The organism is Micromonospora sp. NBC_00860 (assembly GCF_045207375.1).
GTDB lineage: Bacteria > Actinomycetota > Actinomycetes > Mycobacteriales > Micromonosporaceae > Micromonospora > Micromonospora vinacea.
Window position 1 is genome coordinate 5535195 of sequence record NZ_CP108825.1, and the last position, 14827, is coordinate 5550021.

The window sequence follows — 14827 nt, forward strand, 5'->3', positions numbered from 1 at the left end:
GTGAACCGTCCGGACCGCTGACCCGTATCCCGCACCGGATCGTTGGGAGTCTCACCTTGGCCGCCGACCACACTCACAGTGCGCCGTCCGCCCCACCACGGGTGCGACGGATCCTCGTCATGACGGTGGTCCCCCTCTTCGTCGCCACAGTGCTCGCCGCGGCGCTGCTCTGGCCGCGCGGCGGGTCACCGCAGACCGATGGTGGTGCGGACGTGCCGCGCTACCCCGGCACTGTCACCCGGGTGGTGAGCGAGCCGTGCCCGCCGACCCCGTCGGTTCCCGAGGGCACACCGAGGGTCGGCGACGGACGGTGCGGCACCGTCGACGTCCGGGTGGACGACGGGCCGACCGCCGGCAAACAGGTACGGACACCGGTGCCCGACGGGCCCGGCGCACCCCGGGTCGAGGTCGGCGACGAGGTCATCCTGGTCGAGCTGGCCGACCCCACCGACCCGACCACCAGCAACTGGAACATCGCCGAGCACCAACGCGGCACCCCGATGGTGTGGCTGGCGGTGGTCTTCGCGGCCGCGATCGTCGCGTTCGGTCGATGGCGAGGCCTGGCCGCGCTCGCCGGGCTGGCCGCCAGCTTCGCCATCCTGCTCACCTTCGTGCTGCCGGGCATCGGCGCCGGCCGGTCACCACTGCTGGTGGCGGTGGTGGGCGCGGCCCTGATCATGTTCGTGGTGCTCTATCTGACGCACGGCGTCACCGCACAGACGTCGGTCGCGGTGCTCGGCACCCTGGGCAGTCTGGTGCTGACCGGCGTGCTCGCCACCATCGCCACGGCAGCGACCCACCTCACCGGTTTCGGCAGTGAAGACGCCACCACCCTGTCGATGTTCCAGGGCGACGTGGACCTGCACGGCCTGCTGCTCGCGGGGATCATCATCGGGTCGCTCGGGGTGCTCGACGACGTCACTGTCACCCAGGCGGCCACCGTCACCGAGCTGGCGAACGCCAACCCCGGGCTGACCCGGTTGCAGCTGTACCGGGCGGCCACCCGGGTCGGCCGCGCGCACATCGCCTCCACTGTCAACACCATCGTGCTGGCGTACGCGGGCGCGTCGCTACCCCTGCTGCTCCTGCTCACCGCCGACGCACGGCCGATCGGGCAGATCCTCACCAGTGAGTTCCTCGCGCAGGAGATCGTCCGCAGCGCGGTCGCCACCCTCGGTCTGATCGCCGCCGTACCGCTGACCACCGGGCTGGCCGCCGTGGTGACCGCCGCCGGACGCAGCGATGCCCCACCGTCCACCGACGCTCCCTCGCCCCGGCCCCAGCCGGACCGCACGGAGGCACTTGCCGCACTCAGCTCACCGCGGACGACCGGCTCCGACGAGCCGGACCGGACGCGGACCACACCCCCATCTGAGGCCACCGACCGGTGGCCGGAGTCGAACAGGAGCACGGATACGGCATGGTGACACTCCTCAGCGTGACCAGATCGGGCATCCACCCTGAGAACCACGTCACTGGTCACTCAACGCTATGGCGAAATGACGCTTTTGGTCGGCATCCAGGCGTAGCTCACCCGGTCGACTCTCGGGTAACCTCGCTGCCGGTTACCGATGAAGGCGCGAAGCGGCGCCTGCGGTGCCACCGCCCAATCGCCAGCCGGCGAGCCGGGGACCCAGGTATCTGGGGTGAATCCGCGTCAGCGGTAGGGGCCGCTTCCGCCCCGAACCCGTCAGCTAACCCGGTCGGCGGTCGACGGAAGGGAACATTGTGACGGCACCCCTACGCCGCTGGTTGACACCCGTGGTGGCCGTGATCGCCGCACTGACAGTGCTCGCCGGGCCGCTCCCGGCACACGCCGCCCCGACGAACCCCACACCGTCCGGGCACGAGGAGGACGGCGAGCCCAAGCTGCTCAACGACGTCATCGAGCAGGCCAACCGCGACTACTCCGCCGCCAAGTCCAAGCTGGACAAGTCCAAGAAGCGGCAGAGCGAGCTGGCGGCAGAGGTCAACCGGGCCAAGGCCGACCTCGACGCGTTGGCCCCGCAGGTCGGGCAGATCGCCGCCCAGGCGTACCGGACCGGCCGGATCGGCGCGGTCGCCATGCTGCTGGAGAGCGACGCTCCCGACTCGTTCGTCCAGCGCGCCGGGATGCTCGACGAGATCAACATGGTCAACGAGAAGAAGCTCTCCGAGGTCAACGAGGTGAAGGCCCGCGCCGAGCAGGCCAAACTGGCCCTCGACACCGAGGTCCGCGAGCAGCAGAAGCAGACCGCCCTGATGGCGAAGCGCAAGAGCGAGGCCGACAAGGCGCTCTCCCTCGTCGGCGGCAAGGGTTTCACCGGCGGCCTGGTGGATGCCACCTCCAAGGTCGCGAAGATCGGCCCGGGTCGCACGGCCGACGGTGACTGGAAGCCCCAGTCGTGCAGCGAGAACGACCCCACCACGTCCGGCTGCGTCACGCCGCGCACGCTGCACGCGTACAAGGAGGTCAAGGCGGCCGGCTTCAACCGGTTCGTCGGCTGCTACCGCCCCGGCGGGCCGTGGGAGCACCCGAAGGGCCGCGCCTGCGACTGGTCGCTACAGAAGAGCGGGTTCTCCCCGTGGCACAACAACGACACCCGGACGTACGGCAACAACGTCGCCGCGTTCCTCATCCGTAACGCCGACCGGCTCGGCATCTACTACGTGATCTGGAACCGGCAGATCTGGTTCCCGGCCACCGGCTGGAGTTCGTACAGCGGGCCGTCGAACCACACCGACCACGTCCACATGTCGTTGCTCTGACCCGCACGATCCCCGTCGAGGGCCGTTCCGCGTGACGCGGAGCGGCCCTCGACGCGTCAGACGGTGGCGGGCGCGGTCGCGTCGGTCGACCCGGCCGGGCTGTCCAGCGTCGCGAAGCCGGCCGGCATGGCGGCCACCGGGCGCACCGCTCCGGCGGCCAGCCGGTAGGACACCCCCACCACCGCGCATCGCCCCCGCGCCACCTCGTCGGCCAGCACCGGGGACTGCCCGAGCAACGTCTCGACGGTCTGGGCGATGTGGATGTCGACGATGCCGTCGATGTCGTCCACGCCCTCGGCCTGGGCCCGGCGCAGGCTGGGCAGCACGGCGTCGACCACCGCGCGCAGATGGCCACTGGGTGCGGTACCCGTCGCGACGGACTCCCGGGCCGCCTGCACCGCACCGCACGAGTCGTGGCCGAGCACCACCACAAGCGGAGTGCCGAGCACTGTCACCGCGTACTCGACGCTGCCGAGCACCTCGGGACCGGCGGTGTGCCCGGCCGTGCGAACAACGAACAGGTCGCCCAGCCCCCGGTCGAAGATGATCTCGGCAGCCAGCCGGGAGTCGGAGCAGCCGACGATCACCGCGAACGGGTGCTGTCCGTCGGCCACGGCTGCCCGGTGCCCGGCATCCTGGTTGGGGTGGCGTGGAGCACCGTCGACGAAGCGCCGGTTGCCGGCGATCAGTTCGGCGTACGCCCGGGTCGGCTCGCTGAGCGCGGACGCCCGGTCGGTGGTCCGCTGCGGACCCGGCTGACCACCGACGCTCCCGGTTTGACTCATCCCGCACCTCGTCTCGACGCATCTGACCTGGTCAAGCCGGCTTTCCGCCGGCCGGGCGGCGGGCGCTGGCTCGGGCTCCACCGTCACACGCACGGTAAGATGCGTCAAGGGATGCGTGATTTAGATTTCATACGTTGACTTTGGCCACCCCCTGGGCAACCTTCCCGTGGCAGGGCCGGCAAGACTCTCGCAAAGGCAGGCGGACATCCGGAAGGGCGGTTCCACGATGGCGAGCACGGTGACGGGCGACACCGGCAGCGGGCGGAACTGGACGTTCCTCACCAATCACGGGCACGTCCTGCTGGCCATCGCCCGCGATCCGACGGCCCGGCTGCGCGACGTCGCGGCCGAGGTCGGCGTGACCGAACGGGCCGCGCAGGCGATCGTCGCCGACCTGGAGGCGGGCGGTTACCTGCACCGCACGCGGGTCGGGCGACGCAACGAGTACACCCTCAACCCGGCCGGCCGGTTCCGGCACCCCGCCGAGGCCGACCGGCAGGTCGGTGACCTACTCGCACTGTTCGCCGACGTTCCCACCGCGAAGGCGTCCCCCCGCGCCTGACCGTCGTCGCCGGGGCCGCTGCCCGACCGTCACGGCGGTAACCTTTGCCTGTGCGCGAATGCCCGCCGTTGAGCGCGACCCCGTCCCGACGTGCCCTTCGCGGCGTCCTCAGTGGAGCACTGGCGGCCCTGCTCGGCGCCGGCCTGGTGGCACCCTCCCCCGCGACCGCGGCACCGCCCCTCTGCGGTCCCAACGGCGCCGACAGCCTGACCCAGGCGCCGTGGGCACTCAGCCGACTGGAGCCGTCCTCCGCGTGGCCGCTGTCCCGGGGCGCCGGGGTCACGGTGGCCGTGATCGACTCCGGAGTCTCCGCCGCCCACCCGCTACTCAAGGGGCAGGTGCTCGAGGGTCGCGACTTCAACGACCTGCCGGCCCGGCAGGGCCAGTGCGACGAGGCCGGGCACGGCACGCTGATCGCCGGCATCATCGCCGGCCGGGAGGGCACTGTCGTCCCCTTCAGCGGCATCGCGCCGGGCGCCCGCATCCTGCCGATCCGGGTCCTGCCGCAGCTCGGGGAGGTCAGCAACCCACAGCTCCCCGGGCAGATCGCGGCGGCCATCGACTGGGCGGTCTCCCAGGGCGCCGACGTGATCAACCTGTCCCTGACGACGATTCCCCGCCCCGAACTGACGGCGGCCGTCGAACGCGCGCTGGCCAACGGGGTGGTGCTGGTCGCCGCCGCGGGCAACCGGTCGGAGAATTCGCAGAACCTGCCGGGCTACCCGGCCGCGTACCCCGGGGTCATCGCTGTCGGCGGGGTGGACGAACAGGGCAGCCACGTCGGCACCTCGATCAGCGGCGACTACGTCGACATCGCCGCACCGGGGATGAACATCGTCGGGCCGGCGCCCGGAAACAGCGGCTACCGCACAGTGCCGGAGGGCGGCACCAGCTACGCCGCCGCATACGTCTCGGGGGTGGCCGCGCTCGTCCGGGCCGCCTACCCGAGTCTCAACCCGCAGCAGGTAGCGGATCGGCTGAAACGCACCGCTGACAACCCCCCGGAGGGTCAGAACGCCGACATCGGCCACGGGATGGTCAACCCGTACCGGGCGGTGTCGAGCCTGCTCGGCACCCGGGCGAACCCGCCCGCCGGCGCGCTCCCGGCACCCGCCGTGCGGGACGACCCGCTGAGCTGGCAGCGCTCCGCCGCCATCTGGGCGGCGGTCATCGGCGCTCTGCTCGCCGGGCTGCTGCTGGTCGCGCGACCGATCATGGCCCGGGGCCGCCGACGCGACTGGCGCCCCGGCCGACGCACCGACGCGCCAACCGCCGGCTGAGCCGCGCACCGCGACGCGGTGCCGAGGCCTACGCCACCACAGAGCCGCCAACACAGAGCGGCTCCGGGCCGGATGAACCGGACCGGAGCCGCTCGTGCGAATGCTTCAGCTCCACACCTTGGAGTTGCTCATCTCCGTGGTGAGGTAGTTTTCGCGGGCGATGCCCACGGCACCGCCGATCTCGTTCAGGATCCGGTTGATGTCCCGGACCGCCGCGTCCCACTTCGCCTGGTGCTGCTCGTAGGCAACCCGGTCCTCGCCGTCCCAGTGCAGCTTGGTCAGCATCGACCGCAGCGTGTCAAGCTTTTCCTCGAGCGTCTTCGAGATGGCCTGCATCTGCTGGTTGCTGCTCTCGAGGACCGCATAGTCAACTTTGATCGTCACGATTTCCTCCTCTGCCGGCTACGGATCACGGGTTGAGAGCAGAGTGGAACTTGTCCAGCATCTGCTGCTGCTCTTCGTCGTTGACCTGGTGCGTCGTACCCGACTTGTCGAGCAGGTCAGCGATGCTGTCCATCGCCGTCAGCAGTTTGACGGTGTCCTCGTTCCAGCGCGTCATCAGCGACTGGAAGCCCGTGGACGCCTGACCCTTCCACGCGATGGCCAGGTCATCGACCACGTTCCACAGCTTCTTCAGCTCGCCGTCGACCTCGCTGCGCGTGGACCGCACGTCACTCGCGGCGGTATGCAGAGTCGCAGCTTCGACCTCGAACGCCATGCTTCACACCCTTCCGTCTGTTGTGGTGGCGGCTTCGCCGCACCCTCCCCCGCGGCAAGGCAGCAACACCCCACCGACGGACACTCCTGTGAAGACCGTAGCGGAACCTGTCCAGCCCTCGCAGCCCTGACCGGTGACGTTCGATGGATGGTGGTGAATCGGGCCGAGACGGCCCACCACCCCCTACCGAACGGTCGACCGTTGCTCAGGCCGGCTCAGACCAAGCGGTCTGAATCAGCTGCTGGCCATCGCGACGGCGCACCAGGGTGCCCCGGCCGGGCGGCTGCGGGCTCGGTCGCAACGTGCCGAAGACCGCGCCCTCCTCCCGGTTACCGGACATCAGCAGGCCCGGCGAGTCCAACTCGCGCAGCCGTTGCAGCACCGGCTCGTAGAGCGCCCTGGACACACCGCCCACCCGACGCGTGACGATCAGGTGCAGACCGATGTCGCGGGCCTGGGGCAACAGCTCCTGCAGGGCGCTGAGCGGGTTGCTGCCACCGGACGCCACCAGGTCGTAGTCGTCCACCAGGATGTACAGATCCGGACCCTTCCACCAGCTCCGATCGCGCAGCTGGGCGGTGGTCACGTCCGGGCCGGGCAGCCGGTTGGAGAGCGCACTCCGGATCGACCCGAGCCCCTGGGCGAACGCCTGGTTCGACGGGGCGTAGTCGAGCAGGTGGTCACCCTCCACCGCCCCCAGCAGGCCACGCCGGTAGTCGGCGATCACCAGCCGGGCCTGCGCCGGGGTGTACCGCTCGGTGATGCCCCGGGCGATCAGGCGCAGCAGGTTGGTCTTGCCGCACTCCGCGTCGCCGAAGACCGTCAGGTGCGGCTCGTTGGCCAGGTCCAGGTAGACCGGCGCGAGTGCCGACTCGTTGACACCGATCGGGAGACCCGGCGCCGACCGGTCGATGATCCGGGCCAGCTCCGCCACCGGCAGCCGGCGCGGCAGCAACCGCACCTTCGGCGCCGGACGACCCGGCCAGTTCGCCGCCACGTGCCCGGCCAGGGAGAGCGAGGCCTCGCTCAGATCGTCGATGTCCCGACGACCGTCGATCCGTGAGATGGCGGTGAGGAAGTGCAGCTTGTCCCGGGTCAGGCCCCGCCCGGGCGACTTCTCCGGCACGTTGTTCGCGGCGCGGCGGTCGATCTCGGACTCCGACGCGTCGCCCAGGCGCAGCTCCAACTTGGTGCCGAGCAGATCCCGCATGTTGATCCGGATCTCCGCCCACCGCACGGCGGTGAGCACCACGTGCACACCGAAGCCGAGGCCCCGGTTGGCCAACGTGGTGATGGTCTGCTCCAGCTCCTCGTACTCCTGGCGCAGCGTGTTCCACCCGTCCACCACCAGGAACACGTCGCCGAACGGGTCGTCCGCGAACTCACCAGCGGCGCGGCGACGGCGGTAGCTCGCCACCGAGTCGATGCCATGCTGGGCGAAACGAGCCTCCCGCTCGTCCAGCACGGCGACCACCTCGGCCACCGTCCGGCGGACCGCCTCGACGTCGCGCCGACCGGCCACCCCGGCCATGTGCGGCAACCGCTCCATGCTGCGCAGCGCGCCCCCGCCGAAGTCCAGGCAGAAGAACTGCACCTCACGTGGCGTGTGCGTGAGCGCCAGCGAGGCGAGCAGCGTACGCAGCATCGTGCTCTTGCCACTCAGCGACCGACCGACGATGACCACGTTGCCGCCGGCCCCGGCGAGCTCGACCATCATCGGGTCACGGCGCTGCTCGTAGGGGCGGTCCACGACACCGACCGGCACTGTCAGCCGCCCGCGCCCGGGCCAGGACGCCGTGCACAGCCCGTAGGTCGGGTCGACAGCCAGCGGACCGAGCAGCTCACCCAGGCCCGGCGGGTCGGCCAACGGCGGCAGCCACACCTGGTGGGCCGGGCGGCCCCGACCCTTGAGCTGGTCGATCAGCACGTCGAGCATCGCCACGGCCTTGCCGTCGGCCGGCTGCTCCGGCTCCGGGGCGGTGTCCACCGGCACCTGCGGAACCTGCACCGGCACGAAGTCGAGGCCGTACGGCACGATCCGCCGCTGCACCAGCGCCTGCGAGGCGGAGGCCTGCTGCCCCGGCGCCCGGTACGCCCCCGACACGTACGCGGCCCGGAACCGCAACATGGTGCTGGTGTCCGTCTTCAGGTAACCGTGGCCCGGCGCGTTCGGCAGCTCGTACGCGTCCGGTACGCCGAGCACGATCCGGCTCTCCACAGCGGAGAACGTCCGCAGACCGATCCGGTACGACAGGTGCGTGTCGAGACCCCGTAGCTTGCCCTCTTCGAGGCGCTGGCTGGCCAGCAGCAGGTGCACGCCGAGGGACCGACCCAACCGGCCGATCATCACGAACAGGTCGATGAAGTCCGGTTTGGCGGCGAGCAGTTCGCTGAACTCGTCACAGATGATCAACAAGCTGGGCATCGGCGCCAGCGGCTCACCCGCCGAGCGCGCCTTCTCGTACTCGAAGCGGGAGACGTAGTTGCCGGCCGCCCGCAGCAGCTCCTGCCGGCGCACCATCTCACCGGCGAGCGCGTCGCGCATACGGTCGACAAGCGGCAGCTCGTCGGCCAGGTTGGTGATCACCGCGCTGGTGTGCGGCAGCGCCTCCAGCGAGGCGAACGTCGCGCCGCCCTTGAAGTCCACCAGGACGAAGTTCAGTTCCTCCGACGAGTGGGTCACCGCCAACGCGGCCACCACAGTACGCAGCAGCTCGCTCTTACCGGAGCCGGTCGCGCCGATCACCAGACCGTGCGGACCCATGCCCTCGTGCGCCGACTCCTTGAAGTCCAGCTCGACCACGTTGCCGTCCGGGCCCACGCCGAGTGGGATGCGCAGCCGATCGCGGTGACCACGCGGACGCCAGGTGTTCTGCACGTCCACCGCCGCGGCGTCACCGACGCCGAGCAGGTCCGGCAGCTCAGTGCTGCGGGCCAGCGGCTCGTCGCCGCCGGTCTGCTGCTGGGAGAGCCGGAAGGGCGCGATCTGTCGGGCCAGCCCCTCGGCGGCCTCGGCGCTGAGCCGGTCGGGCCGACCCAGCGTCGACGACGAGCTGCCCCGGACCAGATCGAGCGAGTTTCCGTCACCCACGTCGAGGCAGAGCAGCCAGCGGCCGGCGTCGCGCGGCACCGTCCCGGAGAGGTCGATCACGGTGGCGCCGAGCAGCCCCGGGCCCACCAGCTGGCAGGTCGGTGAGATCTCCCCACCGTCGATCACCACGATCAGGTGCGGGGCGGTGGTCAGCGGCTTGGCCTCCGGCGCGAACCGAGGCCGCCCGGCCAGTTCGGCGGCGAGCGCGGCCTCGGCCTCGGCCAGGCTGGGGAAGACCAGCCGGCGCGCGCCGGCCGCGTCCGTACGACCGCTGTGGTGGGCGTGTGGCAGCCACTTCACCCAGCCCCAGGACGACTGCCGGTCGGGTGCGGCGACCACCGCGATCACCAGGTCGTCCGGTGCGTGGAAGGTGGCCAGCTGCCCCAACGCCGCGCGGGTCAGGTCGAGCACCGGCTCGCGGTCGCCGCGCAGCACCACCCGGCTGAACGCGCGCACCGACAGCGCCGTCGGCAGGTCGGGCACCGTGGAGTGCGCCCGGACGAACCGGCGGAGCGCGATGGCGCTCATCGGCTCCAGGTCCTCCACCGGCTTGGTCTCCGGTGGAACGATCTCCACGGCGAGCCGCTGCGGGCCGAGGGCGATCCGGGTCTCGCCGAAGTCGTCCTCGGTGATCCGCCGCTCCCAGAGTCGCCGGGACGCGGCGATCGACCAGAGCGCGTCGGGCTCCGGGTGCCGCCAGGCCATCGCGGCCCGCTGCTGCTCGGCGGCACGGCGGGTGCGCTTGCGCATCTGCGCCAGGTAGCGCATGTAGTCGCGGCGATCGGCATTCAGCTCGGCCTTGTCCTTGCCACCGCTGTTGGCCAGCGAGCCGATCGCCATGCCGAGCATCGAGACACCGAACAGACCGCCGGCGACGTAGGTCATCATGCCGCCGCCCTTGCCGGCGTACAGGAAGGCCATGGCCCCGACCCCGCAGAACATCGGCAGGATCATGAGCAGCTGCCCCATCCCGCGGGGCGTTGGCTCGGGCAGCTCGGGAGGCGACTCCAGCAGCACCTCGCCGCGCGGTAAGGCCGGCCCCGGCTGACGCGTGAGCCGGCGGAACACCACAGTGCTCACGGCTGTCTCCTCCCCAGAAGCGGCCCTGATGACGTGCGGTCCGCGGAACACCGCCCGCGGGTGGGCATCGTACGTGCCGTCATCGTAGGTAATCTGCCGTGTGCGCGGTGGACCCGGACCGCAGCATCACAGCCAGCCGATCACAGACGCACACCAGGAGGCCACTGTGGCGACGAAGACGGCGACCGGTGGTCTGAGCCGGATCACCATCGTGGCTCCGCGTACCCGGATGGATCTGGCGCTGCCGTCGGACGTGCCGCTGGCCGACCTGCTGCCCACCCTGCTGCGCTACGCCGGTGAGGACATGGCCGACGAGGGTGCGCGGCACGGCGGCTGGGCACTGTCCCGGTTGGGCGGTGCGCCGCTCGACGGCGGCCGTACCGCGGCGCAGCTCAGCGTCCGTGACGGTGAGGTGCTCTACTTCAACCCGCGGTCCGACGCGGCGCCGGAGATCGTCTTCGACGACGTGGTGGATGCGGTCGCCACAGCGACCAACCAGCGCCCCGGGGCCTGGCAGGTCGGCGCGACCCGTTCCTTCGCGACGGTCTTCGCGGCGGCGGCGTTCGGCGCCGGCGCGCTGGCCGCCCTCTTCGCCGGCCCGCCGCACCTGCCCGGCGCGCTGGCCGCGCTGCTGGTCGCGGTGGCGCTGTTGGTGGGCGCGGCGGTGCTGTCCCGGGCCGCCGGTGACAGCGGCATCGGTGCGGTGCTGGCCCTGGTCGGCCTGGTGCACGCGGCCACCGGCGGCCTGCTGCTGCTCGCCGGCGATCGATCGCTGACCGAGTTGGCCAGTCCGCACGTCCTGCTCGCGGCGACCGCTGCGGTGGTGGCCGGCGCTCTGGCAGTGCTGGCGGTCGGCGACCGGTACCCCCTCTTCTTCGCGGCGATCGGGGTCGCGGCCGCGACCGGCCTGGGCGCGGTGCTCTGCCTGGTCCTCGGCCTCGACGCGGCGGCCTCCGCGGCGGTGGTCGCGGCGGTCGCGTTCGGTGTGGTGCCGGCGCTGCCGATGATGGCCTACCGGCTGGCCCGGCTGCCGGTGCCGTCGATCCCGACCGGTCCGGAGGACCTGAAGACCGACAGCGAGTCGGTGGACGGCCGGCAGGTGCTCCAGCAGAGCGAGCGCGCCGACCAGTTCCTCACCGGTCTGCTGTGGACAGTGTCGCTGCTGGTGCTGGGCGCGCAACTCGTGCTGGCCCTGGACGGACGCCTGCCCGCGGTGCTGCTGTGCCTGGTGCTGGCCCTGCTGGCGCTGCTGCGGGCACGGCCCCTCCTGGGCCGGGCCCAGCGCACCCCGGTGCTGCTGGCCGGCACCGTGGGTCTGGGCCTGACCGCCGCGGCCACCTTCGCCGGTGGGTCGCTGCCGGTCCGGCTCGGCCTGATCCTGGGCGGGCTGGTGCTGGCCGCCGTGATCAGCCTGATCTACGGCCTGACCGTCGCCGGCAAACGCATCTCGCCGGTCTGGGGCCGCCTGCTCGACATCGCCGAGATCCTGCTCATCATCTCGCTGGTGCCGCTCGCCTTCTGGGTCTGCGGCCTCTACGGCTGGATCGTCAACCTGCGACCCTGACCGCACCGCACCGCCCCGCACCGGTCAGCGCGATCGCGGACCGGTGGAGGCACCCAGCGCCGACGCGACCGGAGCGGTGGCGTAGACGCCCGGAGCGTGCTGACCGTCCATCGGCCGGGTGGACGCGCCCGTCCGGTCCGCGACCTCGCGGACCACCTTGACCAGGGCCTCGACGTGGTTGTCCATCGCCGCTACCCGCAGCAGCGGCGCCGCCACCCGACCGTCCGTCGAGACGGTCACGGCCACCGTGTGCGACGGCGCCGAGGTCGCGGTGATCGCGTCCACCAGTGGGCCGAGCGGCGCGTCGGAACGGCCCCGCAGGGCCATGCAGCGGTGCGTCCAGCCGCCGCCACGCAGCCCACTCCAGCTCTCCGTCGGCGCCTCGGGCACCAGGTCGAGACCGGCGGCCGAGACGATCGCCGCGCGTAGTTCCTCACGGCCCAACGGGCGATGGGCCAACCCCGCGGAGGTCAGCGCCTTGCCGAGCCGGCCGATCCCGGCGGCCACCGTCCGGTGCACGCCGGTCAGCCCACCACCGCGACTCACCGCCTCGACCCGGGCGTCCCGGACGGTGAGCCGCACCGCCACCCAGACGGTCCGGTGCGCGGCCGGTGGCGCCCCGGGCGCCGGGTACCAGACCAGCGTGTGCGCGACGACCTGGGCCCGGGAGACCGGGGCGCTGAAGTCCGACAGCACCCGCAGCGCGCGGTCCACAGCGGCGGCGTCGACGGAGCCGACCGCCGCACCGGTGGCGGACTGCAGAGCGACGGCCGCGAACCAGCCCTGGTCGTCCCGCCCGATGCCGAGCCGGGTGCCCCGGTCGGTCAGCTCGATGACGCTCAGCTCGGGAGCGAGCGCAGCCAACCGCGGGTCGGTCGCGGTGCCGCTGGCCAGCGCGGCCGAGGCGCGCTCGCCGCGTCGCCGCAGCCGGCGGCGCAGCAGCAGGTCCTCGAACCACCAGCGGCCACCTCGACGGGCGAAGGCCGCCAGGACGATCAGCAGCGCCGCCGCGCCCGCCGCGGCGAGCACCCAGCTCGGTCCGGCGGTGGCGGCCCAGACGCCGACCACGCACAACTCCAGCACGACGAGCTGCCCGACCAACACGGGACCGACCCGCCCACGGCCGGGCCGCTCGGCCGGGGGCACCGGCCGGGTCGGAACGTCGACAGGGTCCGTGACCGCTCGGGCGGGTGGCGCCTGAACCTGCGTCATCGCTGACTGTCCCTCCTGCACGGTACGACTCTGCGCCGGGTCTCCTCCGGTGCCGGCCACGAGCGGTGGTCCCAAGGAACCACCGTCGGCCCCTTATCGTAGGGAAGCCCGCGACGGCACCCCGACCCTGATCGTCGCGGATCCACCCCGCCGGAGGTAAGTCATGCGGACCCGCCGCGATCAGGTGCAGGCGTACCGCTTCGTCACCCGCCGCATCGTCTCCGCGTTGCTGTCGGGCGATCCGGAGACCACCAACCTGCCGATGCGACGGCTCGGCATGGCCGTCTTCGGCAGTGTCCTCACCGCGGCCATCGTGCTCGGTGGGGTAGGTGCCTACGGCCAGTTGACCGGCGGCACGGCACCGCTGGACGACCAGACCCTGGTCATCGAACGGGAGACCGGCGCGACGTACGTGTTCATCGAGGGAAAGCTGCACCCGACGCTCAACTACGCGTCGGCGCGCCTCATCGTGAACGACGCCAGCGCCCAGGTGCGGACGATGTCCCAGGCGTCGCTGCGGGACCGGCCCCGCGGCGTCACGCTCGGCATCGTCGGGGCACCGGACGCCCTGCCGGACCGCAAGTCGCTGACCGGGTTGCCCTGGTCGGTCTGCGACGTGCCCGACCCGGTCGACCGGCAGCGGTCCAGCACCCGGGTGGTGATCGACCGTGCGTTGCCCGGCGGCACGCCGCTGGGTGACCGGGCGGTGCTGGTCTCGGTGGACGACCAGCGGTACCTCATCACCAACAACAGCCGGCTCCAACTGCTCGACCCGTCCCGCACGATCACGGCGCTGCGGATGGCCGGCACCGAACGACTCCAGGTCGGGCAGCAGCTGCTCAACTCGGTTCCGGCCGGGCCACCGCTGCGCCGGCCGTCGCTGACCGGTGAGGGCGAGCCCAGCAGCCGCCGGGTGGGCGGGCAGTCGTACGACGTCGGGTCGGTGTTCAAGGCCGCCGGTCGGCACTACGTGCTGACGCGGGACGCTCTCGTGTCGATCAGTGAGATCACCGCGTTGCTGCTCATCAGCAACGGCGGTCGGATTACCGACATCACCCCGAACCAGGCCAGCGAGGCGTTCGAGGAGCGGCGGATCGAGGAGGACGGGCTGCCCTCGACGATGCCCGCCCTCTACCCGGCCCAGCCCGGTCAGACCACGCTGTGCGCGACCTACCGGAAGGGCAGCGCGGGTGGCCCGCCGACCACCACAGTGGAGGTCTTCGACCGGGTGCCGGACGAGTTGACCGAGAGCGATCCGGGACTGGTGCCGGTGCGCCAGACCAGGCGCGACGCCGTACGCACCGCCGAGGCGGTGCTGCTGCCCGGCGGCAAGGGTGTCATCGCGCAGGCCTCCCCCGGCGCCGGGACCAGCGGGTCCGGCGCCGCCGGGTCGACGATCTACCTGATCAGCCCGCAGGGCATCCGGTATCCGCTCGGCTCGGCGGCGACGCTGGAGGCGCTCGGCTACGGCGGGGTCACCCCACTGGCGGTGCCCGGTTCGCTGCTCGCGCTGATCCCGACCGGGCCCACGCTGGACCGCGAGGACGCGCTCGCCGTCTTCAGTCCGGACGGACCGGCACCGGCCGCGCCACCGCCGGCCGCACCGAGGTCAGTCTCGCCATCCGCGGCACCGCCGTCCGGCACGCCGTCCGCCGGGTCACCGTCGGGGTCGTCGTCCGCCGCGCCGCCGTCGGGCTCGACACCGACGACTCCGGCCAGCGGCGCCCCGTCGAGCGGCGGGACCGGCGGCGGAAGGCCCGCGGAATCGACCGACGCCGACGGCTGAG

At 72.1% G+C, this 14827-nt stretch carries 11 protein-coding genes and 1 riboswitch; of the genes, 6 read left to right on the forward strand and 5 right to left on the reverse strand.

The annotated features are described in order from the left end of the window. The first annotated feature begins 56 nt into the window (after positions 1–56). A complete protein-coding gene (locus OH804_RS25435) occupies positions 57–1427 on the forward strand; it encodes a YibE/F family protein (protein WP_406059977.1) in 1371 nt (456 codons plus the stop codon). Between the two features lie 166 nt (positions 1428–1593). Continuing rightward, a riboswitch (cyclic di-AMP (ydaO/yuaA leader) is annotated at positions 1594–1724 on the forward strand. A gap of 4 nt (positions 1725–1728) precedes the next feature. Continuing rightward, the gene (locus tag OH804_RS25440) at positions 1729–2748 is read left to right on the forward strand and encodes a hypothetical protein (protein ID WP_196920791.1); all 1020 of its coding nucleotides are present in this window, start codon (positions 1729–1731) and stop codon (positions 2746–2748) included. A gap of 56 nt (positions 2749–2804) precedes the next feature. On the opposite strand, the gene OH804_RS25445 is transcribed toward OH804_RS25440, so the two are convergent. Beyond that, entirely contained in the window at positions 2805–3533 is a 729-nt protein-coding gene (locus tag OH804_RS25445; protein WP_196920790.1) for a carbonic anhydrase, read from the reverse strand. A gap of 226 nt (positions 3534–3759) precedes the next feature. Between OH804_RS25445 and OH804_RS25450 the strand changes: the two genes are divergently transcribed. Together OH804_RS25450 and mycP are read left to right on the forward strand one after the other, a co-directional pair. Continuing rightward, entirely contained in the window at positions 3760–4095 is a 336-nt protein-coding gene (locus OH804_RS25450; RefSeq protein ID WP_196920789.1) for a MarR family winged helix-turn-helix transcriptional regulator, read from the forward strand. 50 nt (positions 4096–4145) lie between these two features. Then, positions 4146–5375, forward strand: coding sequence for a type VII secretion-associated serine protease mycosin (mycP, locus tag OH804_RS25455; protein ID WP_307788572.1), 1230 nt, complete (start codon positions 4146–4148; stop codon positions 5373–5375). A 105-nt stretch (positions 5376–5480) separates the two neighbouring features. On the opposite strand, the gene OH804_RS25460 is transcribed toward mycP, so the two are convergent. From OH804_RS25460 to eccCa, 3 genes are all read right to left on the reverse strand, one after another. Beyond that, on the reverse strand, positions 5481–5759 hold the full coding sequence (locus OH804_RS25460) for a WXG100 family type VII secretion target (protein WP_030329555.1): 279 nt from the start codon (positions 5757–5759) through the stop codon (positions 5481–5483). Positions 5760–5784: 25 nt separating this feature from the next. Beyond that, on the reverse strand, positions 5785–6093 hold the full coding sequence (locus OH804_RS25465; RefSeq protein ID WP_030329557.1) for a WXG100 family type VII secretion target: 309 nt from the start codon (positions 6091–6093) through the stop codon (positions 5785–5787). Positions 6094–6298: 205 nt separating this feature from the next. Continuing rightward, entirely contained in the window at positions 6299–10264 is a 3966-nt protein-coding gene (gene eccCa, locus OH804_RS25470) for a type VII secretion protein EccCa (protein WP_196920788.1), read from the reverse strand. 166 nt (positions 10265–10430) lie between these two features. Between eccCa and eccD the strand changes: the two genes are divergently transcribed. Continuing rightward, positions 10431–11828, forward strand: a complete 1398-nt coding sequence (gene eccD / locus OH804_RS25475) for a type VII secretion integral membrane protein EccD (protein WP_406059982.1) — start codon at positions 10431–10433, stop codon at positions 11826–11828. Between the two features lie 24 nt (positions 11829–11852). On the opposite strand, the gene OH804_RS25480 is transcribed toward eccD, so the two are convergent. Further along, positions 11853–13040, reverse strand: coding sequence for a type VII secretion protein EccE (locus OH804_RS25480; protein WP_196920786.1), 1188 nt, complete (start codon positions 13038–13040; stop codon positions 11853–11855). A 163-nt stretch (positions 13041–13203) separates the two neighbouring features. On the opposite strand from OH804_RS25480, the gene eccB reads away from it, so the two are divergent. After that, complete coding sequence (eccB, locus tag OH804_RS25485; RefSeq protein WP_406059984.1) at positions 13204–14826, forward strand: type VII secretion protein EccB; 1623 nt, start codon at positions 13204–13206, stop codon at positions 14824–14826. The last annotated feature ends 1 nt before the right edge of the window (position 14827 follow it).

What these genes read in the sequence shown, in the direction of transcription:
- eccB (WP_406059984.1), top strand. Translation starts at nt 13,204, where the DNA reads ATGCGGACCCGCCGCGATCAGGTGCAGGCGTACCGCTTCGTCACCCGC.
- OH804_RS25465 (WP_030329557.1), bottom strand. Translation starts at nt 6,093, where the DNA reads ATGGCGTTCGAGGTCGAAGCTGCGACTCTGCATACCGCCGCGAGTGAC.
- OH804_RS25450 (WP_196920789.1), top strand. Translation starts at nt 3,760, where the DNA reads ATGGCGAGCACGGTGACGGGCGACACCGGCAGCGGGCGGAACTGGACG.
- OH804_RS25445 (WP_196920790.1), bottom strand. Translation starts at nt 3,533, where the DNA reads ATGAGTCAAACCGGGAGCGTCGGTGGTCAGCCGGGTCCGCAGCGGACC.
- OH804_RS25480 (WP_196920786.1), bottom strand. Translation starts at nt 13,040, where the DNA reads ATGACGCAGGTTCAGGCGCCACCCGCCCGAGCGGTCACGGACCCTGTC.